Consider the following 21,151-nt stretch of genomic DNA (forward strand, 5'->3'; position numbering starts at 1 on the left):
ATCGACACAGGAGGCTCGTATGGCCCCGACCAGCAGCGGCCCCAACGCCCCCACAGGCCGCGGCACCTACATCGTCGTCCCTCCCAGCACCCAGGGGCGACTGCGCCTGCTCACCGTCGGCCCCGTGGAACTCGACCTCGACGGCAAGCAACTGAGCATCGCCGGCACAGTCATGCAGATCCCGCTCAAGGAATTCCTGCTGCTGGCAGCTCTCATGGACAACGCCGGACGTGTCCTGACCCGCCGCCAGCTCCTGGACACCTGCTGGGCACCCGGACACCCCGACGGCACCAAGACACTCGACGTTCACATCAAACGCGTACGCGAACACCTCGCCGCCGCCGATCCCGCCCTGCGGACCCGTCTTCGTACCGTCCGGGGTCTGGGCGGCGTGTTCGACGTCAGCCCCAGCCCCTCGAACACGCCGCCCGCTACAAGCACGGGTAGCCCCAACTCCGACGCAGCCGAGCCGACCGACCCCGGCACCGCCGGCCGGCCGGCATCCCCGAATACCCGCTGATCCCGCAGCCCTCACCCCCAAGGTCCACCGCTCGGCACTCAACGAGCCATCGCCACATAGGACACAGTCTCAATCGCGAGTGCAGACACACGGCGCGACGTGCAGCACCGATTTTCCAGTGGCCCAGGGTCGCAAGTAGGAGCATGACCGCCTGTCACACCGAACAGAACAGTCGCCCGAAAGGCTCGTCGCGTCCGTCGACAATGCGGAACATTCCGAATCGGTCCGCGAACCTTCGCAGGGATGCGACAGCCACATCGCCGGTCGTGTCGATCCTCTCGAACGCCCATTCAAGGTTTCCAACGAGACCGGCAGAACTGACAAGTCCGGCTGTGGCAAGGGCTTGAACCAAGTCGGCGTCACGGTCGAACAGGCCGTAGAAACTCTCATCGCGCATGAGGGCCCAGACGGGGTCCAATTGGTCCTCGGGCACGTCGAGCGCCCCGCCCAGCCGGTAGATCGGGTCGAGGAATCCTCGGGTCTGCCTGCGATAGCCACCCATGCGACGCAGCCCCGGAAACTGACCGAAATCTTCAGCGCGTGAAGAGATGAGCTCCTGAGCCAGGGAATGGGCGAGTCTGCCGAGAACGAGCCCCTCCAGTGCGAACACGCTGTCACCTGCGACCTCGGGGTTGCTGGACCACACTGGACCTGCGGACCACGGGGGATCCGACGAGCACAGCAGGCTGAAGCCCGGCTCGGTTGAAGTGACGGCCACCACCCGCTGCCCGCCGCCGGTCATGAGGTACACGTAGAGAAAGGACGGGGCGTGCCGACCCTCGCGCGACTTCCCCGTCGGTATTCTCGCCACTTCACGGCCGTCGGCGAACACGTGTGCCTGTCCGTCGTGGACGTCGATGCTGCACGGCAGCTTTCCGATCAGCATCAAATCGCGGCTGTGCAGGATCAGCGAGAAGTGGCGCGCGAGTTGGCTGGACTCGAGGCCAGCTGAGTTCATGTCTATCGGAAGATCCGCGAACACCGGGGCCGACGTCGTGGGAGACCCGTGGCGCCGCGTAGCGGACCGGGCCCGAAGTTCACACCGCCTCGACCCTGGCTCGGTGTTCGTCAGCCAGTCGGGCCGCGATACCCATGAAACTGCCCTGGATGCGTTGGGCCAGGTACTCGACGAGCGTGTTCACGGACGCGGGAGCGCGCTGCCCGGGCTCAAGGAGGAGTGCGAGCAGGTCCTCGTCCTCGTAGAACCAGTGGTAGGCCATCTCAAGGAATTGGTCGGAGGTCCAGAGCCCGGGTTCCGGGTGGTCGAGAGACCAACGGTTCTGCAGCATTTTGACGGTCAGATAGCCGGCGAGGTAGCCGCTGCTGTCCTGGCACGACAACGGCTGGGCGAGCAGGGATTCCTTCCGGCGGCGTACCTCGTCGCCGAGTCTGACCTGAGCGAGGTCGACCACGGTTCGTGCTCCGTGAAACTTCACCGCCCAGCGCAGCGGCGCGGGAAGCAAACGGTTCCACTGCGCCGGTAGCAGGTCGAATTCGGCGAAGGTCGCAAGTCCCTCGGCGAGCGGACGGTAAACGTCCGTGACGGTCTCGGCGCGCAAGAGATCCTCGGCGGACCGCGCTTCCCAGTGCGCCCGCCGCGCCGGGGTCGACGCCTCCAGAGCGAGGAACGCCTCGACGCGGCTGCGCATCCCGAGCAGTGTGACCACCGTGTGCACCGGCGAGGAGAAACACCGGTGATGCGTTGCCTCGTGGAGAAACGCGGGCATGAAGTCAGCTGGCGGTTTCCCGTCTGCCCGCACCAACTCCGGCAGCCACTGGCAAACCTGCTCGGGTGAGAGAATCGCCTGGTTGGTGAACGCGTCGGTGAAATGGCGCATACTGCTGCCGCTTACCGCGACTCGCCTGTTGCTCCGTCAACCGCCTGGGGTGGCTGCATCAGCGCTGTGAGCTGACGCAGGACTTCTGCCTCAGGAGCGGACTGCTCCGAACTCTCGATCCGCACCGAGCGGCGCTCCCACCCCGTCCCGTCGGAGGACCGAATCTCGACCTCGACTTCGACAACGGACTTCTTGCGCCGCTTCAGCAGCCATGCCGCGAGCAGGGGCAGTGTCGGAACGTACGCCTCGACAACAACCTGCCAGGTGGCCAGATCGCCGTGCAACCCACCGAGCCCGATGTCCTCCTGGGCCGTATCCACCTGCTCCGGAGGTAGCGCGTCTGTCAACTCGCGCTGCTCAAGCCGCGTCAAACCACCGATTCGAATTCTCCGCGGAATGTCGCCCATCCGAGCCTCCTGCGTCGCGCGAGCATCGGACCACTGAAATGCGTTCCTCCGCAGCCAGCTCACCACAGTAGGCGAAGACCAGAGCCGGTACCAACGCCTTGACGCAAGCGCAGGTTCGCGGTGCAGCCGGTCTCGAGCGGGTTCTCGACCGGGTTCTCGGCACGCAGCATCGCGTCGATCAGCGGCGCGACCTCGTCCACCAGAACGGCTTCACGGGACCTTACTGTAGGAGCGAACGGAACATGCCGACGGGCGTTGAACTCCCTTGCCCCCTGAGGCCCCTGCGAGGAGACCTGATATCCGGCGGTTGGTCAGAACCGAATCTCGACGACGCGGCCTTCCGCGTCGAGTTCAGGAACCGCGGGAACCCGGTCCGCGATCCCCAGTGCGATCCGGTGCGCCGACCAAGCCGCGACAGCGGCGTCGAGAACGTCGTCGGCGGGAATGCGATCCGCCTCACCGAGCGCGTCCGGGACCATGATCCCGGCCTCGGCCAGCAGAGAGCGGCGCAGGTGCTGGCCCCGCCAGGTCTTCTTCGCGTAAGCCAGCGGAACCCCGCCGGCCAAGGCGTAGAAGGACACCTCAGGGTGCACCTCGTGGACCCGCTCATCGGCCAGCCAGCACGCCCGAGCCGCAAGCAGTTTCGGCGCCAGCGCCCATGCCTGCTGGCTCAGCCGATTACCGGTCAACTCCTGGCACCGGTCCGCGGCCGCCGCGTACTCCCGCTCCTGCCACGCCGACCTAGGCGCTATGAGGAAAACACTGCTGCGCCGCGCGCCGAGAAGCGTCTTGGCCGCAAGATCCGCGGCACGCCAGCCCTTCTCGACAAGGCCGAGCAGCATGTCCACCGCGATCACCTGCGCTCCGGCGGCACCCTCGATCAGCGTAGCGAGCCGGGCATCCACCAAGCTGCCGGCGTACGTGCCGTCCGTGAGACTGATCCCGACCCAGCCCTGCTTACCGCAGGCATCGACTCCCAGGACGTCCATCGCACCCCACCCTCGCGCAAGGAGCGCAGCCTACCGCGACTGCGCCCGACCAGTCGCCGACCATGGTCAGACATCTGTACGGAGGACTCCGCCGAACGCGTCCGCGTGGGCCTTCAAAGCCCTCGTACGACAGCTTCTCCAGCCTCGGCGGCGGTGTACTGCTGTCCTCGATGATGCTCGGCGAGATCGCACCCGGCGGCACCGGCAGCGGACTGTGCGGCCTGATCATGGTGGTCGTGGTGGCCGTCTTCATCGGCGGTCTGATGGTCGGCGGCACTCCCGAGTACCTGCGCAAGCGGATCGTGTTCCGGGAGATGCGGTGGGTCGTGGTGTACGCGCTGATGCCGCCCACGGTGATCCTCGCTTGCACGGGGGTCGCGCTCGCCTTCGACGACGGGCCAAGGTCGGCGCCGCCTGCCTGAGCTTCACGGACTCCGACACCCACAGCACGGTGACGCTCACCGGCGCCACCTCGGCCGGACTCTGCGACGAGGCATACACCATCACCCGTACCGACAGCGCCTGGGAGAGCGGCACCACGACGATCGCCACCCGTGCGGGCACGGCCGTCATCAGCGTGCTGTCCACCGACGGCATCAACAACGGGGCCACGAGCGCCAAGAAGCTGGCAGAAGAGGTCGTGGCGTCACTGAAGGGGAAAAGCGGCACGGCGGACCAGGGCTGCTCGCCCGACGCCGGCGGACGAGCGCCCGCCCGCACGGCCGCCGGGCGCGCTTCGGTGGTCTCGCGCGTGTGTCCGGATCCCGTAGGCGGGAGCCGGCTCGGTGGCGGGTGGTCACGGCGGAGCGGCGATCGGAGCCCGCAAGCCGCCCTTCAGCTACTGAGACGCGATAGGCGGGCCGGGTGCCAGCTCTGGAGGCCGTCCGGTGAACCGGGAGGGAACTCTTGGTCACGGGTCTCTTTGGACGGCTGTTCGAGCCAAGGCCACTACCTAGCATGGGGTGATCACGTTCGGCACGACACCGGGAGGCCCGGATGCTGTTGTCCGGCCTCAAGCGGAGGCCGCTGCGTCTGTGGGGCGCCGTCGGCCTTGTGCTTGTGCTCGTCCTGGTGGGAGTCCTCTTCCTCCGGCGCGGGCCGAGCCAGGCGCACGTCACCGCCGACGGACTGCCGCACACCGCCGTGGAGGTGTCGCCGAGCGGCTGTGGCCGCGGCTGGCACGAGCCTCGGCCCGGCCTGCAGGTCTTCGATCTGCACAACCCCTCCTCCGGGGCCGCCGAGGTGTACCTCGAAGACCCCGCGAGCCACGCGGTGTACGGCGAGGTGGAGGGCCTTGCTCCCGGTACGACTCGGGAGTTGACCGTGCGGCTGGGAATGGGTTCGTACGCCTTCAAATGCCTGCCGGACGACGCCGACGCGGTCACGGGCCCCACGGTCCGTATCACCGAGGGGCGCAGCGGTCCAGCGGCGGCGCCGGTCACTGAGCACGACCTGATCCCACCGTCGATCGGCTACCAGAAGTGGGTCGGTTCCGGGCTCGACTACGTGGTGACGCTGACCGGGAAACTGCGGGACGCGATCGACCGCGGCGATCTCGCCGATGCCCGTACGGCCTGGCTGCCGGCGCATCTGCAGTATGAGCGGCTCGGCGCGGCGTACGACGCCTTCGGCGATGCGGACGGGCAGATCAACGGGACGGACGCGGGACTGCACGCAGGGGTGCACGACCAGCACTTCACCGGCTTCCATCGCATCGAGTACGGGCTGTGGCACGGCGAGTCCGCCCCCGCCCTGCGCGCCCCGGCCGCCGCCCTCGTCAACGCCGTCACCGCGCTGCGCGACGACTGGTCGCAGACCCGCATGGACCCGGCCCAACTCGGCCTGCGGGCGCACGAGATCCTGGAGAACACCGTGCAGTTCGAGCTGACCGGTCGGACCGACTACGGCAGCGGCAGCAACCTCGCGACCGCCCGCGCCAACCTCGACGGCACCCGCGCCGTCCTGTCCCGGCTGCGCCCCCTGCTCACCACCCGGTACGCCGATCTGCCGGGCCTGGACCGGGCGTTGGAGCGTGCCCAGCACGTCCTCGACGGTTTCCGCCACGGGGGCGCGTGGACCGCGCTGGACCACCTGAGCCGGGCCCAGCGGGAGAAGACCGACGCGGTCCTCGACGATCTGGCCGAGCGGCTCGCATCGGTGGCCACCCTGTGCGACCCGCGGAGGACGGCGTGAGCACGTCGAAGGATGCGTCCCCAGGCAAAAGCGGTGTCGGCAGGCGCGGTTTCCTGCGCGGCGCGGCCCTCGCGGGCGCCGGGCTCGCCGCCGGCGGGGCGGCGGCCCCAAGCACCTCCGCCGGTGCGCCGTCGGTCGCCCCGTTCCACGGCCCGCACCAGGAGTCGGTGCTCGCCACGCCCCGCCGGGTCACCGCTTTCACCGCCTTCGACGTGACCGCCGAGAACCGCGCCGAGTTGACCGACCTACTGCGCACTCTCACCGAGCGCGCCCGTTTCCTCACCTCTGGCGGCACGCCCCAGCCGGTCGGCATCACCGGGCCGCCCACCGACTCGGGCATCCTGGGCGAGCGACTGCCCTCCGGCGCCCTGGCGGTGACCGTCGGGGTCGGATCCGCCCTCTTCGACGACCGATACGGCCTGGGCGCGCAGCGCCCTCGGCGCCTGACCACCATGCCCGTGTTCCCCGACGACGACCTCCAGTCCGACTGGTGCCACGGCGACCTGAGCCTGCAACTGCACGCCGACGACACGGACACCGTCCTGCACGCCCTGCGCGACATCGCCCGGCACACCCGCGGCGGCCTTCAGGTCCGCTGGCGCCTCGATGGCTTCAGCAGCCCGCCACGCCCGTCCGGAACCCCGCGCAATCTGCTGGGTTTCAAGGACGGCACGGCCAACCCGGAGGCGACCGACGCCCAGCAGATGAACCGCCTGGTATGGGTGGGACGGGGCAGCGGCGAACCCGACTGGGCGGTCGGTGGTAGCTATCAGGTCGTACGGCTGATCCGCATGTTGGTGGAGTTCTGGGACCGGGTCTCCCTCAGCGAGCAGGAGCGGATGTTCGGCCGGGCCCGCGAGTCCGGCGCACCCCTGGACGGCAACGCCGAACACGACACGCCGGACTACCCGTCCGATCCCAAGGGCGACGTCATCCCGCTGGACGCGCACATCCGCCTCGCCAATCCGCGCACCGCACAGACCGCCGGCCAGCGGATCCTGCGCCGCGCCTACAACTACGACCGAGGCACGGACAGCAACGGCAACCTCGACATGGGCCTGCTGTTCTGCTGCTACCAGCAGGACCTGGTCCGGCAGTTCGAGACCGTGCAGAATCGTCTGGCGGGCGAGCCACTCACCGACTACATCAAGCCGTTCGGCGGCGGCTACTTCTTCGCGCTGCCCGGCGTACGGGACGAGGCGGACTGGTACGGGCGCGCCCTCCTCCACTGAACCTGTCCGGACAACTCGACCGGCTCAGTTGGTCAATACACGGTCAATCCTTGGCCTGGTTTCCCTGACTCGGTGTTCACTCCGGCGCCATGATGACTCCGCCGGGCGGCCGACCGCCGGGCACAGCATCGCGATCCGTACAGCACAATCGCATCGGTGTCCGGAGGGTGAAGCAGCATGGCCAGCAGGGGAAGACGAGCAACGATTCGGAGTCTGGGGGCGCTCGCGGGCGCTGCCACGCTCACCGTTCTGGGCGGCGCACCGACGTGGGCGGCCACGGCGGACGGGCACCACGGCCACTCCTCGACGGCCACGCCCATCAAGCACGTGGTCGTCCTCTTCGACGAGAACGTCTCGTTCGACCACTACTTCGCGACCTACCCGAAGGCCGCGAACACCGACGGCACGAAGTTCACGGCGTCCAGGAAGACCCCGAAGAACATCGACACCCTCGCGCACGCCGGGCTGCTGACGAAGAACCCCAACCAGTACGCGCCGAAGCGGCTCACCCCGGCGCAGGCCATGACCTGCGACCAGAACCACAACTACGGGGCCGAGCAGTACGCCGCGAACGGCGGCAAGGCCGACCAGTACGTGCAGAACACCGAGGTCAACAAGTGCAGCGGCGGCCTCTTCGGCGAGCCGGGCCTGGTCATGGACTACTACGACGGCAACACCGTCACCGCGCTGTGGAACTACGCACAGCAGTACGCCATGAACGACCGTTCCTACAGCTCGGTCTACGGCCCCTCCACGCCCGGCGCCCTCAACCTGGTCTCCGGCCAGACGCACGGCGTCATCTCGACAGACCCCACCTCCGGCACCGAGAACCCGAAGCAGACCTCGACGCCCGACGCGTACACGGTGAAGTCGCCCGACGCGAAGGGCGTCGGCACGGTCATCAACGACCCCGACCCGGCCTACGACGACTGCTCCGGCAAGGACCACACCAGCACCAACGCGCTCGCCGCGATGCAGGGCAAGAACATCGGTGACGCCCTCAACTCCAAGAACGTCAGCTGGGGTTGGTTCCAGGGCGGCTTCCGGCCGTCCACCGCGTGGGACGGCAAGCAGGGCGACTACGCCAAGTGCGACACCACACACACCAACGTCGGCGGCGCCGCAGTCGTCGACTACAGCCCGCACCACTCACCGTTCGAGTACTACAAGTCGACGTCCAACCCGCACCACCTGCCGCCCAAGAGCGTCGACGAGATCGGCCACGCCGGCCAGGCCAACCACAACTACGACCTGACCGACTTCGGTGCCGCGGCGAAGGCGGGCAAGCTCCCGGCCGTCAGCTTCGTCAAGGCCCCCGAGTACCAGGACGGCCACGCCGCCTACTCCGACCCGATCGACGAACAGCACTTCCTCGTCGACCAGATCAACGCCGTACAGTCCTCGCCGCAGTGGAAGTCCACCGCGATCGTCATCGCCTACGACGACTCCGACGGCTGGTACGACCACGCCTACGTCGCCCCGCGCAACGGCTCCACGGACACCACCCTCGGCTCCAACGGCAAGGCCACCGACAGCGCCGCCTGCCAGACCGGCCCCAAGGCGTCCGGCGGCTACGCCGACCGCTGCGGCCCCGGCACCCGCCAGCCTCTCCTCGTGGTCTCCCCGTACAGCAAGGTCAACAAGGTCTCCCACGCGCTGACCGACCAGTCCTCGGTTATCAAGTTCATCGAGGACAACTGGCACACCGGCCGGATCGGCGACCACTCCTTCGACGCCACCGCGGGCTCGTTGACCAGCATGTTCGACTTCAGGCACCCCAACAACAAGCAGGTGCTGCTCAACTCGGACGGCTCGGTCAAGTCCGTCGGCCCCATCCACCACGTCGCGCCGGTCGCGACAAGCATCACCCCGGGCCCGGCGATGCAGAACACCGCCGCGACCACCGACACCTCGTCGTTCCCCACCGTCCCGGTGGGCCTCGGCGTTGGCGCCCTGCTGGCCGCCGGCGCCACGGGCACGTACCTCACCCTGCGCCGCAAGCAGCGCGCGACCACGTGACGCAACCTGCATGATCAGCGCGGCGCGGTCCTCCTGGGCCGCGCCGCGTCCGCTCCGTCGGATCGGCAGCACTCACCACGTTCTCCCACGGGAGGTGAGCCCCGCTCTCGCTGCGTGCGGATGTCGCTCGCTGTCCGGTAAAGGGCGGCGAACGACAAGAGCCATCAGACCACACACGGTGACCACAGCGAGTACCGGCACGGCAGCCTTGGCAGCACGCGGAGGAAGCACGAACTCGAACAACGGGACGGGATCTCCCCCCGCGCCGTCCGCCACGCCCGACCGGCCATCCTGACCGGCGCACTGGGCGCCTGCCTGATGCTCGTCGCAGCAACCGCCGACACACCGCTGTTGCTGTGGACGGGACTGGCCGGTGGACTCGCCGTGGCGGTCGCACCATGGATCGCGGGCCGCTCCGTACCCGCCGCGGTCGCGGCCTCGCTGCTCGGGGCACTGCCCTACGCGGTGATCACCTGGTGGACGGCCGTCACCCCGCTCACGGCCACCCTGGCACTCTTGGCCGGCACCGTGGCGATCCGCCGGCACCGCCCCTCCCCGGGCACCCGGACACTGGGATGACGACCTCAACGAAGATCGACTTCAGGCGGGAACGACGTCGGCTGTATGAGGCCGGCACCGAGCCGGCCTCCACCTCGTCGATATGCCCGGACTCGCCTTCTTGATGGCCTCCGCGCAAGGTGACCGGTCCGGCTTCCTCAGAAGACGAACGTGGCATTGCTGAGGGCGACGTAGATCGCGACGATGCCGGCGATCCACAGGGCCAGTGTGCCGACCAGGGCGCCCGTGGCCGCGGGGATCCCAGCGCGGCGTCCCGCCATGGCGGCAACCATCCCGGCGAGGAGAGCCCCGAAGCAGGGCGCACCGACGATCAGCGCGACGGCATACTCAAGCGACTGCTTGACCTTGTGGTTGCCACGCCAGTCGGTCGTGCTCCGGTGCTGGAGCGCGTCGTTGGCGGCGTACCACAACCCGCCCAGGAGCGGGAGCAGGAGCACGGCCGTCACCACGAGGAGCGCGATGACCCTGCGCCGTTGCCGCGCGGACGTCGCGTCAGAGGAATCCGTCACGCGGGCACCCTGCGCGGAAGCCGCCGCACGGCACCATCCGTACGCGTACTCAACCGCGTCGCGGGAGCCTCTGAAGGCACACCCGTGCGCTGATCACTGCTCCGGCGCGCCGTCGGCCGGCCCGCCGAGGTGTTCGGCCAGTTGGAAGAGCGCGGGCAGCGCGTTCGCGATGGCCGCGCGCTCGGTGTCGTCGAGGGCGGCGAGCGCGGCGTCCATGCGGCGTTCGTGGGCGGTGGTCCACGCGGCGAGCTGGTCGCGCCCGGCGTCGGTGAGGGTGACCACGGAGGCGCGGCGATCGACAGGATCGACCTCCCGGGCGACCAGCCCCGCGGTGATCATCTGGCCGATCAGTCCGCTGACCGTGCTGGGCGCGAGGCGCTGGCGGGCGGCGAGGTCGCTGATCCGGGCGGGCGAGTGTTCGCCCAGCACCTGCAGCAGCTCGACCTGCGCCATGGGGAGGGTCTCCCACGGGTAGTCGGTGCGGATCGAGGCGCGCAGCGCGCGGCGCAGCCGGGTGACGGCCTCGGTGAGCAGGCGGGCGTCCGGCGCCTGCCCGGCGGGAGGGGGCGGGGAGACCTCGGAGCGGGGCTGCGCAGACATGGGGCAAGGGTAGCCGGGCCGCACACGGGCGTGTCCCGGCCGTCCGCAGCTCGGACGGCCGCCTCCGTCCGGCACTCGTTCCAAAAGCTTCGGTGTCCGATGTATCGTCGGGTGGGTCGTCCCCGCCCCCCGAGTCGGGTCCCCGTGCGCGTGAGAACGGTCGATCCCATGAACCTGGCGTACCTCCCCAGCCCGTCGCAGGGGGTGTGGCATCTCGGACCGCTGCCGATCCGCGCGTACGCGCTGTGCATCCTGTCCGGCATCTTCACCGCCGTGTGGCTCACCGGCCGCCGTTGGCAGGCCCGGGGCGGACGCCGCGAGGACATCGCCGACATCGCGATCTGGGCGGTGCCTTTCGGAATCGCCGGCGGCCGCATCTACCACGTGATCACCGACCCTGAGCTGTACTTCGCCGCCGGCAAGCAGCCGATCCGCGCCTTGTACATCTGGGACGGCGGCCTCGGCATCCCCGGTGCGGTGGCCCTCGGCGCGGTCGGCGCCTGGCTGGGCTGCCGCCGCCGGGGCATCAAGCTGTCCGACTTCGCCGACGCCGTCGCACCTGGGCTGGTGCTGGCCCAGGCGATCGGCCGCTGGGGCAACTACTTCAACCAGGAGCTCTTCGGCCGCCCCGCGCATGTGCCGTGGGCGCTGTACATCGACCCGGCCCACCGGCCCGCCGACAGCCCCACCGTCGCCTACTACCAACCGACCTTCCTGTACGAGTCGCTGTGGGACCTCGGCGTCATGGCCCTGCTGCTTTTGCTCGACGCCCGCCACCACGACCGGCTACGGCGCGGCCGCCTGTTCGCCTGCTACGTGCTGGCGTACACCACCGGACGGGCCTGGATCGAGGCGCTGCGGATCGATCACGCCAACCACTTCCTGGGACTGCGCCTGAACGACTACGTCTCCCTCGTCCTGTTCACCGGCGCGCTGCTCTACCTGGTCGCCAGCCGCCGCCCTCGTCCGGGCGACGACGGCCCGTACCCGCCTGGGAAGGGTGAAGAGAAGGTGCTGACGTCGGTCGCGACCGACACGTCCGGCCGGGAGCGGGTGTGACGGCGGCACCGGATACCTCCGCATCTGCGGCCGTCGCCGACCAGAGCCCTCGGCGGTGGCGCCCCGGCCCGCTGCTGCCGGCCCGGCTGCGCCCGCTGGACCGGCCCCGGCTGTCGGTGGAGCTGACCTGCACCGCGCTGCTCTACTGGGCCTACACCCTCACCCGCAACGCCGTACCCGCCCACCGAACGGCCGCCCTGCACCGCGCGCACACCATCCTGCACGCCGAACGGCTGCTGCACGTGGACGTCGAGCTCACGGTCAACCACGCGGCCGACCGGGTGGGCTGGCTGATCGTGGGGATGAACTACTACTACGCCACCCTGCACTTCATCGTCACCATCGGCGTGTTGGTGTGGCTGTACGTCCGCCACCCAGACCGCTACAGGGCGGTGCGCACCGCCCTGTACACGGCCACCCTGCTCGCGCTGGCCGGCTTCGACTTCTACGCCACCGCCCCGCCGCGCTTCCTGGCCGGGCAGGGCTTCATCGACACCGTGGTGGTCCACCACACCTGGGGATCGTGGGCGTCGGGCGATGTGGCCTCTCTCTCCAACCAGTACGCCGCCATGCCCTCGGTGCACATCATCTGGTCGACCTGGTCCGGTCTCGCCCTGGCCTTCCTGGCTCACCGCACGTGGGTGCGAGTGCTCGGCTTTTGTTATCCGTTGGCGACGTTCACCGTCATCCTGGCCACCGCCAACCACTTCGTCGCCGACGCGGCCGCCGGGGTCGCCGCCCTGGCGATCGGCTTCCTCGTCCAGCGGCTGCTCACGGGACGTCTGGCCTACCTCCCGCGCCGGAACGACCTGACCGCCACCCAGCCCTGACGTAGCGCCACCACCGACCACACTCCGGCCACAACGGCCAGCCAGCGCGCCTGCAACACCATCGCGCCAGTCACCGCGACAGCCGTGACCAGGACGTCCAGGCCGCGGGCCCGCTCCTCGGTGAGCACGGCGGACCAGCGCCTTCTGGAGGGGCGGGGACTCATTCGAGTGGCCACACTCCCCACGATATATCGGTCCCCGAAATATTTTGCTATCGTTCCATCTCGGGTCCCGCGGCGGCGCCACCCGCTCCGCCCAGATGACGAAGCGTGGAATGTCCATGGCGCTGCCGCGGGCCTCTCAGGAAGACGAAGAGCCCTGACGCCAGGGGGAGCCGTGTCGATTGACCTGAACGAAGAAGCCGCCATCCAGCGGGTGACCGAGCAGCTCAAGACAGCCTTCAGCGACCGCCGCACTCCCGATGAGATTGAGGCCGCTGTCGCCGAAGCCCGCGAGTCCTTGAGCACCCTGCCGATTCGCACGCACGTGCCCGTCCTCATCGAGCGCAAGGCCCGCCGCATCCTCAAGGAGCACTCCGGCCAAGGAGAGTGACGCGACGGGGCTCCTGCTGCGGCAGAGCCGGCGATCAGCGATGACCCGAGCGCCGCCAATCCCCCCTGGGTGCGATCGCCACCGAGCACGGCGGCAAGATCGGCCCGCGTCGGCTGAGTGGTACCCGCCCTCGCCCGGCCCAGGCCAGGCCAGGTGCAAGAATGCGGGCCTTGGGTGAAGAGCGCACTGGCTCACGGTGGGGTACGACCACCGTTCGAACGGGGGTCGCCATGGGGCTGGTCATGTGTCCGCTGTGCAGCGACGACGAGGACATCGAGGTGGTCCGCACGCTCGATGACGGACGTCGGGTCGTGAAGCACCGGTGCGGCTACGAATGGCAGCATGGTGAGCCCGCTGCCCCGAAGAAGATGCCGTCCTACTCCTTCAACGACCTCAGGGCCCGTTTCCCGAAAGCCGAGGACGTCGAGCCCAAGTGGCTGGAACGCGCGGCCCGGCTCAAGGCGCAGTACCTCGCAACCAAACCGGACTTCGACCCCGCGGTAGCGGCCTACTGGGCGAAGTACCAGAAGATCTTCTCGCCCGACGGGCTGCGGACCTACCCCCCGAGGCTTCTGAAGGACTTCGCCAACTCCGAGGTCGGAGCCCGCCCTGGCAACCAGGCCACCTTCAACTCCGCCTGGAACGCCATGGGCGACGCCGCGGCAGGGGAAACGACCCGCGAGACGATCGAGTACCTGCTGTACGGGCCTGCCGACGTGCCGCTTGAGGACCGGCTGCAGCAACTGCTGGACGGCACCAAGCCGTTCGCCATGACCGGATTCAAGGAAGCCCTCCTCACGAGAGTTCTCTGCGTGATGCAGCCCGACCGGTTCCTGTCGATCCTCAAGTACACGACGGAGGCGGGTGGCAAGCGTGAGATCGCGCGGTTGGTCTACGGGCTGGAGCTGCCGGCGCCCGAGTCGGTGAACTGGACCCTCGGGCGGCTCATCCTCTGGAGCAACGACCTCCTGCACACCCTCGTCGGCGAAGGCTTCGCCAACCAGCAGCACTCCGCAGCGTTCCTGTGGTGGGCCAAGGATCAATCGGGAGGGTTTCAGTAAGCACCGCCCTCGCCCGACCGAATCCGGCGCCCTCTCCGACCACTACCGCGGAGTCCGCCCCGTCGGCGGCGGCCTCGGCTTGGCCATCGCCCGTCGCCTGACCACCCGCCTCGGCGGCGCCATCACCACCCACGGGAAGGCTCCCGAGGGCGGCGCCTGCTTCGCCGTCCAACTGCCGCCCCGGCCCGGCACCGCCACCCCGGACATCGATTCCGACGGCCCTTACACGCCCCGAACACCGCGCTGACGCGATCGTCGCCTCACCCGGTCACGCTCGTGCCCGCGGTGACACAGGGGAAGAAGCGACACGATGAAGGGTCTGCCCGGATGGCAGCCACGGCACCGCACCGCTGCCGATCCGGAAGGCGACATGCCGCAACGGCTACGGCAGGACCTTGAGCGGGCCCTGGCCCTGACCGACGACGCGGCCCGGCGTGCGGCCGTCGAACGGGTCGTCCAGGAGACGACCGCCGGCACCTACGGAAGGGCCTTCCATCGGTGGGCGGAGAGCGCGGCGAGGCGAAGTCACCCGGATGACTCCGCCAGAACCACTTCTCGGGACGGGCAGGCCGCGATCAGCAACCACCCCCTGCCCGCCATTCGTCTACTCGCTGAAAATCCAGCGCTCGAAGGCCGCCTGGTGCCGCTCCGAGGCGGCGAGCAGGTTGGTGTACACCTGGCGCGCGTCCGGGGCCGTGAGTCCGGACAGCGCCTTGGTCAGCGCGGCGATGTCGTCGGTCTCGACCGTGTGTCCCGCCTTCAGGGCCTCGTTCAGGCTGACTTCACCCTGCTTCAGCAGCCGGTCGTAGGTGGCCCGGACAGTGGGGTCGGTGAAGACTCCGGTCGCCTTGCCCGCGGTCGGGTCGGTGACGACGTAGCGGTCCAGCAGGGTGCGGACTGCGGTCAGGTGGTTGGTCTCGGCTGCCGCGATCCGCTCGAAGATCCGCACGTCGTAGCGGTCCGTGAACGCCGTGTACAGGTCGTGCGCCAGCTTCTCCTCCTCGGCCATGCTCGCGAGCGTGGCCTTCTGGTCGGCGGTCAGGGTGCCTTGCTCGACGAGGCCGGACCGGATGCAGGTTCCGTCTCCTCGGCCGTCCGGCATACCGTCACCGTGACGGTGCGCGTACTGTCCGCCGTCCGCCGTCAGGCTCTGCGCGACGGTCCGGTCCGGCGTCGGCCGCCCGCCGCCCGTGTCCGCGGTCACCGGGCCCACCGCCAGGACGCCGGCGATGGCGAGGGCGCCCGCGGTGATGGTCGTGGCCACCTTGACGTTGCGCTTCATGATTCCTCCTTCGGTCCGCGGGGACCTGGTCCGTTCCCGCACCATCACCGTCGCGGCGGATGCTGCAGTCGGTGTGCCGTGTGTGTGGAGACGGGATGGAGACCGTCCGGCCGGGCGGGTTGGGCCGTTCGGCCCTCGCCGGCGGACCGCCCGGGCGCGTAGGTGTGGGACATGTCCACCACGGTGCTCGTCGTCGAGGACGAGAGGGAGATCCGCGATCTGCTGCGCCGCTACCTGGAGCGCGCCGGATACGGGGTGCTGACGACCGGGTCGGGCGCGGAGGCCGTACGACTGCTCGGTGAGCGAGGGATCGACCTGACGCTACTCGATCTCGGGCTGCCGGACGTGGACGGTGACGAGGTCCTGCGCGAGGCCCGTGAACGGGGCCGCGTGCCGGTGGTCGTGCTCACGGCGCGCACCACCGTCGAGGACCGCATCCACGGGCTGCGACTGGGCGCCGACGACTATGTGACCAAGCCGTTCAGCCCCACCGAGGTGGTACTCAGGGTGGGCGCGGTCCTGCAGCGCGCCCGGGGTACGGCAACGGATGCGGCGCCGGTCTCGTCGTACGGCGGAGGACGACTGCGTGTCGACGAGGCCCGGCACGAAGTGGTGCTGGACGGCGCGGCGCTGGAACTGACGCCCACCGAGTGGGGACTGCTCACCGCGCTGGCATCGGTGCCCGGACGGGTGTACTCGCGCTATGAGCTGGTCAACCGGGTGCGCGGCTACGAGTTCGCCGGCTACGAGCGGACCGTCGACTCGCATGTGAAGAACCTCCGGCACAAACTCGGGTCCGCCGGATCGACCCTTGTGGAGACGGTGTTGGGTGTGGGCTACCGCCTGGGGTGGTCCCGTGACCCCTGAGCCTTCACAGCACCCCGCAGCACAGGTCCCGCCCGCTCAACCGACGGGCGGACTGGGCCCGTTGGGCCGACGGCTGTTCGCCGCGTTCGCCCTGGTCGCACTGGCGTCCGTGGCCCTGCTGACGGCCGCGGCACTCGTCGGCACCGGCCGCGGGCTGAGCAGTGCCCACCAGGCCGATCGCCAACACACCGCCTCCCGAGTGGCCGCGGCCGCGGCGGACGCCTACCGGGCAGCGGACGGCTGGACGGCGGCCGACCTCTCCGCTGCCCAGACGCTGTCCGACGGCGGCGGAGCGACACTGACCGTACGGGATGCGAACGGCCATGCCGTCCTCGGCACCAACGGCTCCGGAACCGACCACGGCATGCCCGGCCAGGAACACGGCCCACACACGCGCGGCAACGCCTCCGGGCCCACCGCGAGCGCATCTGTCGTGGTGGACGGGAGCACGGCCGGCTCGATACAGCTGCGCTTCCCGGCCGGGGCAGCTTCGGCGGGACTGTCCGTGGCCTGGGGCTGGGTGTCCGTCGCCGCTCTCGGCGCTCTCGCCCTCGCGCTGGCCGTCACCTGGTTCGTCACCCGGCGCCTGACCACTCCCGTGGTCAGGGTCGCGGCCACCGCCCGAGCGCTCGCCGCCGGAGACCGCAGCGCCCGCGCCCGGATCGACGCCCCGGGTGAACTGGGCGACCTCGCCCGCGCCTTCGACGCCATGGCCGACGACGTGACCCGCACCGAGCAGGCCCGCCACCGGCTGGCGGCCGACATCGCCCACGAACTGCGCACCCCGCTCGCGGCGTTGCAGGCAGGGCTCGAAGAGCTGCGCGACGGCTACGCCGACCCTGCCCCGGATCGGCTGGCCGCTCTCCACGACCAGACCCTGAGACTTGGCCGGGTCGTCGGTGACCTCGGGGAGCTGGCGGAGGCCGAGTCGGCACGGCTGTCCCTCCACCTGACCGAGGTGGACCTGAGCACCCTGGTCCGTGCCGCCGTGGCCGACCGCGATGCCGAACTGCGCGCCGCCGGACTGACCGTGCACACCCGCACGGGCGCTGCCCCCTTGCCGGTGCACGCCGACGCGGACCGCCTGCACCAGGCCCTCGGTAACCTGCTGAGCAACGCAGCACGCCACTGCCGTCCAGGCGACACGGTCACCGTCACCACCTCCTCCACCGCTGCCGAGGCATTCGTCGAGGTGGCCGACACCGGTCCCGGCATCCCCGCCGACGAACTGCCCCATGTCTTCGACCGCCTCTGGCGCGGCACCCGTGGCCGCGCGACCGGCGGCAGCGGCATCGGCCTGGCCGTCGTCAAAGAGCTGGTCACCGCCCACGGCGGCACGGTCACCGCGGACTCCTCACCAAGCGGCGGGACCCGGATGACCCTCCGCCTGCCCAGGGCCGGCGCACGGCGCTCCGGGTCTGCCCTTGAATCGCGCGCAACGCCGGATGTTGCCTCACGGGCAAATACCCCTAGGGGTATTTGACGCCTTTCTCGAAGCCGCCGTACTCTCGACAGCAGTAAACCCCCGGGGGTATTTAAGGAGGCAACGAAGTGGCTCGCGAAGTGACGCAGGAGACGTTCGCGGCGGCCTGGTGCGACGGTGGGCTCGTGGTCGACGTACGGGAGGCGGACGAGTACGCGGCCGGGCATGTGCCTGGCGCGCGGCTGATGCCACTGCGCACCGCGCCCGCCTGGGCCCGCGACGGACGCCCGGTCGCGGCAGGACCCGTCTAGCACGCGGCCTGACCCCACACCGACACCTGACGCCTGACACCCGGGCCAGAAGAGAAGGAGCTCCGCCTTGACCGCCACCCCCTCACCCATCGGCGAGCCGATCTCCGGCCGCCACCGCGTCGCCGTCATCGGCGGCGGCAGCGCCGGCATCAGCGTCGCCGCCCGCCTGCGCCGCGCCGGCGTCAGTGACATCACCCTGATCGAACCGTCCGACACCCACTGGTACCAGCCGCTGTGGACCCTGGTCGGCGGCGGCCAGGCCCCCCTGCGCGCCACCCGCCGCCCCGAAGGATCCGTCATACCCGACGGAGTGCGCTGGATCCGCCGGCGCGCCCAGGCCGTCGACCCCGACGCCCGCACGGTGACGCTCTCCGGCGGCGCCGAACTCACTTACGAGTACCTGGTGCCTGCGCCCGGCCTCCAACTCGACTGGGACGGCGTGCCCGGCCTCGCCAAGGCCGTCGGCCACGACCGGGTGAGCAGCAACTACGCGCCCGAGTACGCCCCGCGCACCTGGGAGCTGATCAAGCAGATGCGCTCGGGCACCGCGGTCTTCACGCACCCGGCGACGCCCCTGAAGTGCGGCGGCGCACCGCAGAAGATCGCCTACCTGGCGGCGGACTACTGGCGCAAGCAGAAAGTGCTTGACCGCATCCGGATCATCCTCGTCCTCCCCGATCCGGCGATGTTCAAGGTGCCCGCCTGGTCACAGGTCCTGGAGAAGGTGGCCGCCCGGTACGGGATCGAGGTGCGGCTGCGCTCCGAGATGACCGCCGTCGACGGCGACGCCCGCGAGATCACCGTCACCGACCACGCGAACGGCACGAAGGAGACCATCGGCTACGACCTCCTGCACGCCGTGCCGCCGCAGAGCGCACCCGACTGGATCAAGACGGGCCCGCTCGCCGACCCGGCGAGTCCCCAGGGGTTCGTCGCCGCGGACAAGCACACGCTCCAACACCCTTCCTACGACAATATCTTCGCCCTCGGTGACGTGGCGAACCTGCCCACGTCCAAGACCGGTGCGGCCGTGCGCAAGCAGGCGCCGGTCGTGGCCGCCAATCTGCTCGACGTGATGAACGGCCGGGCTCCGTCGCACCGGTACGACGGCTACACGTCCTGCCCCCTGGTGACAGCCCGCGACCGGATGCTGCTCGCCGAGTTCGACTACGACCTGAACCCCACACCCAGCTTCCCGCTGATCAACCCCTTCAAGGAGCGGCGCACGATGTGGGTGTTCAAGCGGTACGGCCTGCCGCCGGTGTACTGGCACGGCATGCTCACCGGCCGCCTCTGACCGGCCGGCCCGGGACATCCCCCGCCCCGGGCCGGTCACCACGCCCTCGAATCAAGGGCGTACAAGACCCTCTCGTATACCCCCAGGGGTATGAACAATCCCGTTCTTCCGACACGGAGGTCACCCTAAGATGTTCTTCGCTCAGTACTACCTCGACTGCCTCTCCCAGGCGTCGTACATGATCGCCGACGAGACCACCGGCCGGGCCGTCGTTGTCGACCCCCGCCGCGACGTCTCCGAATACCTCACCGACGCCGCCGAGCACGGTTTCACCATCGAGGCCGTTGTCAACACCCACTTCCACGCCGACTTCCTCGCCGGCCACCTGGAGCTGGCCGACCGCACCGGCGCCTGGATCGGCTACGGGCAGCGCGCCGAGGCCGAGTACCCGATCCGCAAGCTGACCGACAGCGAGCGCATCAGCCTCGGCGACGTGCACCTGCAGATCCTCGAAACCCCCGGCCACACGCCGGAGTCGATCAGCGTCCTGGTGTACGAGCACGCCGCCGACGCCGTCCCCTACGGCGTCCTCACCGGGGACGCGCTGTTCATCGGCGACGTCGGGCGGCCCGACCTGCTGGCCTCGATCGGCGTGACCGCCGACGAACTCGGCCGCATGCTCTACGACACCATCCAGAACAAGCTCATGGCCCTGCCCGACGCCGTCCGGGTCTTCCCCGCGCACGGCGCCGGATCCGCCTGCGGCAAGAACCTCTCCACCCAGCGCCAGTCCACCATCGGCGAACAGCGCGCCACCAACTACGCCTGCCGCCCGATGAGCGAGAAGAGGTTCGTGGAGCTGGTGACCGAGGGACAGCCGTCCGCGCCCGCGTACTTCGTCTACGACGCCATCCTCAACCGCAAGGAGCATGGCCTGTTCGACGCGGCCTCCGCGCCCCGCCCGCTCTCCGTCGAGGAGTTCATGCAGCGGCGCGCGGCAGGAGCGGTCGTGGTCGACGCCCGCTCGCCGCAGGACTTCGCCCCAGGGTATCTGCGCGGCTCGGTCAACGTGCCCGCGGACGGCCGCTTCGCCGAGCAGGCCGGCATGATCGTCGCCCCCGAGCAGGACGTCGTCGTCATCGCGCCGCAAGACCGCGAGGAGGAGGTCGTCACCCGGCTCGCCCGGATCGGCTTCGACAAGGTCGGCGGCTACCTGCGCGAACCCGAGGGCGCCTTCCCCGCCCTGGCCGACGAGATCGAACAGGCGAGCCGCCTGACTGCCGACGAACTGCGCCGCCTGCTCGACAGCGACGAACGTCCGCTGGTCCTGGACGTGCGCAACGCCGCCGAGCGCGAAGAAGGCTTCATCGAGGGCTCCCTGCACATCCCCCTGGCCGAACTCGCCCGCCGCACCGACGAGATCCCGGCCGACCGGCCCCTGGTCGTCCACTGTGCGGGCGGCCACCGCTCCTCCATCGCCGCCAGCCTGCTGCGCCACCAGGGCCGCGCCGACGTCTCTGACCTTCTCGGCGGCTACGGTGCCTGGCTCGCCCTGCCCGCATCGGCCGACGTCTGATCCACCGCACGCCGGGCGGCGGCCGAAACCATCGGCCGCCGCCTACCCCGCCAGCCGCTTCAGCGAC

Annotated in this window: 25 protein-coding genes; 16 read left to right on the forward strand and 9 right to left on the reverse strand. The window is 69.9% G+C overall.

The window, feature by feature from the left end:
• The first annotated feature begins 19 nt into the window (after positions 1–19).
• Complete coding sequence (locus OG568_RS08485) at positions 20–520, forward strand: winged helix-turn-helix domain-containing protein (RefSeq protein ID WP_329530944.1); 501 nt, start codon at positions 20–22, stop codon at positions 518–520.
• 154 nt (positions 521–674) lie between these two features.
• Here OG568_RS08485 and OG568_RS08490 read toward each other — a convergent pair whose 3' ends face one another.
• The 5 genes from OG568_RS08490 to OG568_RS08510 all read right to left on the reverse strand — a co-directional run bounded on the left by OG568_RS08490 (position 675) and on the right by OG568_RS08510 (position 3,754).
• The gene (locus OG568_RS08490) at positions 675–1,478 is read right to left on the reverse strand and encodes a hypothetical protein (RefSeq protein WP_329530945.1); all 804 of its coding nucleotides are present in this window, start codon (positions 1,476–1,478) and stop codon (positions 675–677) included.
• Positions 1,479–1,557: 79 nt separating this feature from the next.
• Complete coding sequence (locus OG568_RS08495; RefSeq protein ID WP_329530946.1) at positions 1,558–2,169, reverse strand: hypothetical protein; 612 nt, start codon at positions 2,167–2,169, stop codon at positions 1,558–1,560.
• 200 nt (positions 2,170–2,369) lie between these two features.
• Entirely contained in the window at positions 2,370–2,765 is a 396-nt protein-coding gene (locus tag OG568_RS08500) for a hypothetical protein (RefSeq protein WP_329530947.1), read from the reverse strand.
• A gap of 59 nt (positions 2,766–2,824) precedes the next feature.
• The gene (locus tag OG568_RS08505) at positions 2,825–2,965 is read right to left on the reverse strand and encodes a hypothetical protein (RefSeq protein WP_329530948.1); all 141 of its coding nucleotides are present in this window, start codon (positions 2,963–2,965) and stop codon (positions 2,825–2,827) included.
• Positions 2,966–3,076: 111 nt separating this feature from the next.
• A complete protein-coding gene (locus OG568_RS08510; protein WP_329530949.1) occupies positions 3,077–3,754 on the reverse strand; it encodes a DUF429 domain-containing protein in 678 nt (225 codons plus the stop codon).
• Positions 3,755–3,816: 62 nt separating this feature from the next.
• Here OG568_RS08510 and OG568_RS08515 point away from each other — a divergent pair, with 62 nt between their 5' ends.
• The 5 genes from OG568_RS08515 (at position 3,817) to OG568_RS08535 (ending at position 9,777) form a co-directional block, all read left to right on the forward strand.
• Positions 3,817–4,176 (forward strand): potassium-transporting ATPase subunit KdpA, encoded by a 360-nt coding sequence (locus OG568_RS08515; protein WP_329530950.1) that lies wholly within the window; start codon positions 3,817–3,819, stop codon positions 4,174–4,176.
• 574 nt (positions 4,177–4,750) lie between these two features.
• On the forward strand, positions 4,751–5,947 hold the full coding sequence (locus OG568_RS08520) for an EfeM/EfeO family lipoprotein (protein WP_329530951.1): 1,197 nt from the start codon (positions 4,751–4,753) through the stop codon (positions 5,945–5,947).
• On the forward strand, positions 5,944–7,179 hold the full coding sequence (gene efeB, locus OG568_RS08525; RefSeq protein WP_329530952.1) for an iron uptake transporter deferrochelatase/peroxidase subunit: 1,236 nt from the start codon (positions 5,944–5,946) through the stop codon (positions 7,177–7,179). Before OG568_RS08520 ends, efeB begins: the two co-directional genes overlap by 4 nt.
• A 177-nt stretch (positions 7,180–7,356) precedes the next feature.
• Complete coding sequence (locus tag OG568_RS08530; protein ID WP_329530953.1) at positions 7,357–9,198, forward strand: phospholipase C; 1,842 nt, start codon at positions 7,357–7,359, stop codon at positions 9,196–9,198.
• Positions 9,199–9,516: 318 nt separating this feature from the next.
• Positions 9,517–9,777 (forward strand): hypothetical protein, encoded by a 261-nt coding sequence (locus tag OG568_RS08535; RefSeq protein ID WP_329530954.1) that lies wholly within the window; start codon positions 9,517–9,519, stop codon positions 9,775–9,777.
• A 137-nt stretch (positions 9,778–9,914) separates the two neighbouring features.
• On the opposite strand, the gene OG568_RS08540 is transcribed toward OG568_RS08535, so the two are convergent.
• A complete protein-coding gene (locus OG568_RS08540; RefSeq protein ID WP_329530955.1) occupies positions 9,915–10,286 on the reverse strand; it encodes a hypothetical protein in 372 nt (123 codons plus the stop codon).
• Between the two features lie 93 nt (positions 10,287–10,379).
• Positions 10,380–10,886 (reverse strand): MarR family winged helix-turn-helix transcriptional regulator, encoded by a 507-nt coding sequence (locus tag OG568_RS08545; RefSeq protein WP_329530956.1) that lies wholly within the window; start codon positions 10,884–10,886, stop codon positions 10,380–10,382.
• A gap of 168 nt (positions 10,887–11,054) precedes the next feature.
• Here OG568_RS08545 and lgt point away from each other — a divergent pair, with 168 nt between their 5' ends.
• Together lgt and OG568_RS08555 are read left to right on the forward strand one after the other, a co-directional pair.
• The gene (gene lgt / locus OG568_RS08550) at positions 11,055–11,945 is read left to right on the forward strand and encodes a prolipoprotein diacylglyceryl transferase (protein WP_329530957.1); all 891 of its coding nucleotides are present in this window, start codon (positions 11,055–11,057) and stop codon (positions 11,943–11,945) included.
• Entirely contained in the window at positions 11,942–12,775 is an 834-nt protein-coding gene (locus OG568_RS08555) for a phosphatase PAP2 family protein (RefSeq protein WP_329530958.1), read from the forward strand. Before lgt ends, OG568_RS08555 begins: the two co-directional genes overlap by 4 nt.
• On the opposite strand, the gene OG568_RS08560 is transcribed toward OG568_RS08555, so the two are convergent.
• Positions 12,733–12,951 carry a hypothetical protein gene (locus OG568_RS08560; RefSeq protein WP_329530959.1) on the reverse strand — a complete coding sequence of 73 codons (219 nt, stop codon included), beginning with the start codon at positions 12,949–12,951 and terminating at the stop codon, positions 12,733–12,735. The two genes, OG568_RS08555 and OG568_RS08560, sit on opposite strands and share 43 nt — an antisense overlap.
• Positions 12,952–13,111: 160 nt before the next feature.
• Here OG568_RS08560 and OG568_RS08565 point away from each other — a divergent pair, with 160 nt between their 5' ends.
• The 3 genes from OG568_RS08565 (at position 13,112) to OG568_RS08575 (ending at position 14,635) form a co-directional block, all read left to right on the forward strand.
• The gene (locus OG568_RS08565) at positions 13,112–13,327 is read left to right on the forward strand and encodes a three-helix bundle dimerization domain-containing protein (RefSeq protein WP_329530960.1); all 216 of its coding nucleotides are present in this window, start codon (positions 13,112–13,114) and stop codon (positions 13,325–13,327) included.
• Positions 13,328–13,557: 230 nt separating this feature from the next.
• On the forward strand, positions 13,558–14,388 hold the full coding sequence (locus OG568_RS08570; protein ID WP_329530961.1) for a hypothetical protein: 831 nt from the start codon (positions 13,558–13,560) through the stop codon (positions 14,386–14,388).
• Between the two features lie 79 nt (positions 14,389–14,467).
• Positions 14,468–14,635 carry a hypothetical protein gene (locus OG568_RS08575; protein WP_329530962.1) on the forward strand — a complete coding sequence of 56 codons (168 nt, stop codon included), beginning with the start codon at positions 14,468–14,470 and terminating at the stop codon, positions 14,633–14,635.
• Positions 14,636–14,992: 357 nt separating this feature from the next.
• Here OG568_RS08575 and OG568_RS08580 read toward each other — a convergent pair whose 3' ends face one another.
• Positions 14,993–15,670 carry a DUF2202 domain-containing protein gene (locus tag OG568_RS08580; protein WP_329530963.1) on the reverse strand — a complete coding sequence of 226 codons (678 nt, stop codon included), beginning with the start codon at positions 15,668–15,670 and terminating at the stop codon, positions 14,993–14,995.
• Between the two features lie 171 nt (positions 15,671–15,841).
• On the opposite strand from OG568_RS08580, the gene OG568_RS08585 reads away from it, so the two are divergent.
• From OG568_RS08585 to OG568_RS08605, 5 genes are all read left to right on the forward strand, one after another.
• Positions 15,842–16,537, forward strand: coding sequence for a response regulator transcription factor (locus OG568_RS08585; RefSeq protein ID WP_329530964.1), 696 nt, complete (start codon positions 15,842–15,844; stop codon positions 16,535–16,537).
• Positions 16,527–18,020: a sensor histidine kinase gene (locus OG568_RS08590; RefSeq protein WP_329530965.1), complete on the forward strand. Its 1,494-nt coding sequence runs from the start codon at positions 16,527–16,529 to the stop codon at positions 18,018–18,020. Before OG568_RS08585 ends, OG568_RS08590 begins: the two co-directional genes overlap by 11 nt.
• A gap of 68 nt (positions 18,021–18,088) precedes the next feature.
• On the forward strand, positions 18,089–18,271 hold the full coding sequence (locus OG568_RS08595) for a rhodanese-like domain-containing protein (RefSeq protein WP_329530966.1): 183 nt from the start codon (positions 18,089–18,091) through the stop codon (positions 18,269–18,271).
• Positions 18,272–18,338: 67 nt separating this feature from the next.
• On the forward strand, positions 18,339–19,568 hold the full coding sequence (locus OG568_RS08600) for an NAD(P)/FAD-dependent oxidoreductase (protein ID WP_329530967.1): 1,230 nt from the start codon (positions 18,339–18,341) through the stop codon (positions 19,566–19,568).
• Positions 19,569–19,698: 130 nt separating this feature from the next.
• Complete coding sequence (locus OG568_RS08605; RefSeq protein WP_329530968.1) at positions 19,699–21,084, forward strand: MBL fold metallo-hydrolase; 1,386 nt, start codon at positions 19,699–19,701, stop codon at positions 21,082–21,084.
• Positions 21,085–21,151 lie beyond the last annotated feature (67 nt).

The organism is Streptomyces sp. NBC_01450, assembly GCF_036227505.1.
Lineage (GTDB): Bacteria > Actinomycetota > Actinomycetes > Streptomycetales > Streptomycetaceae > Streptomyces.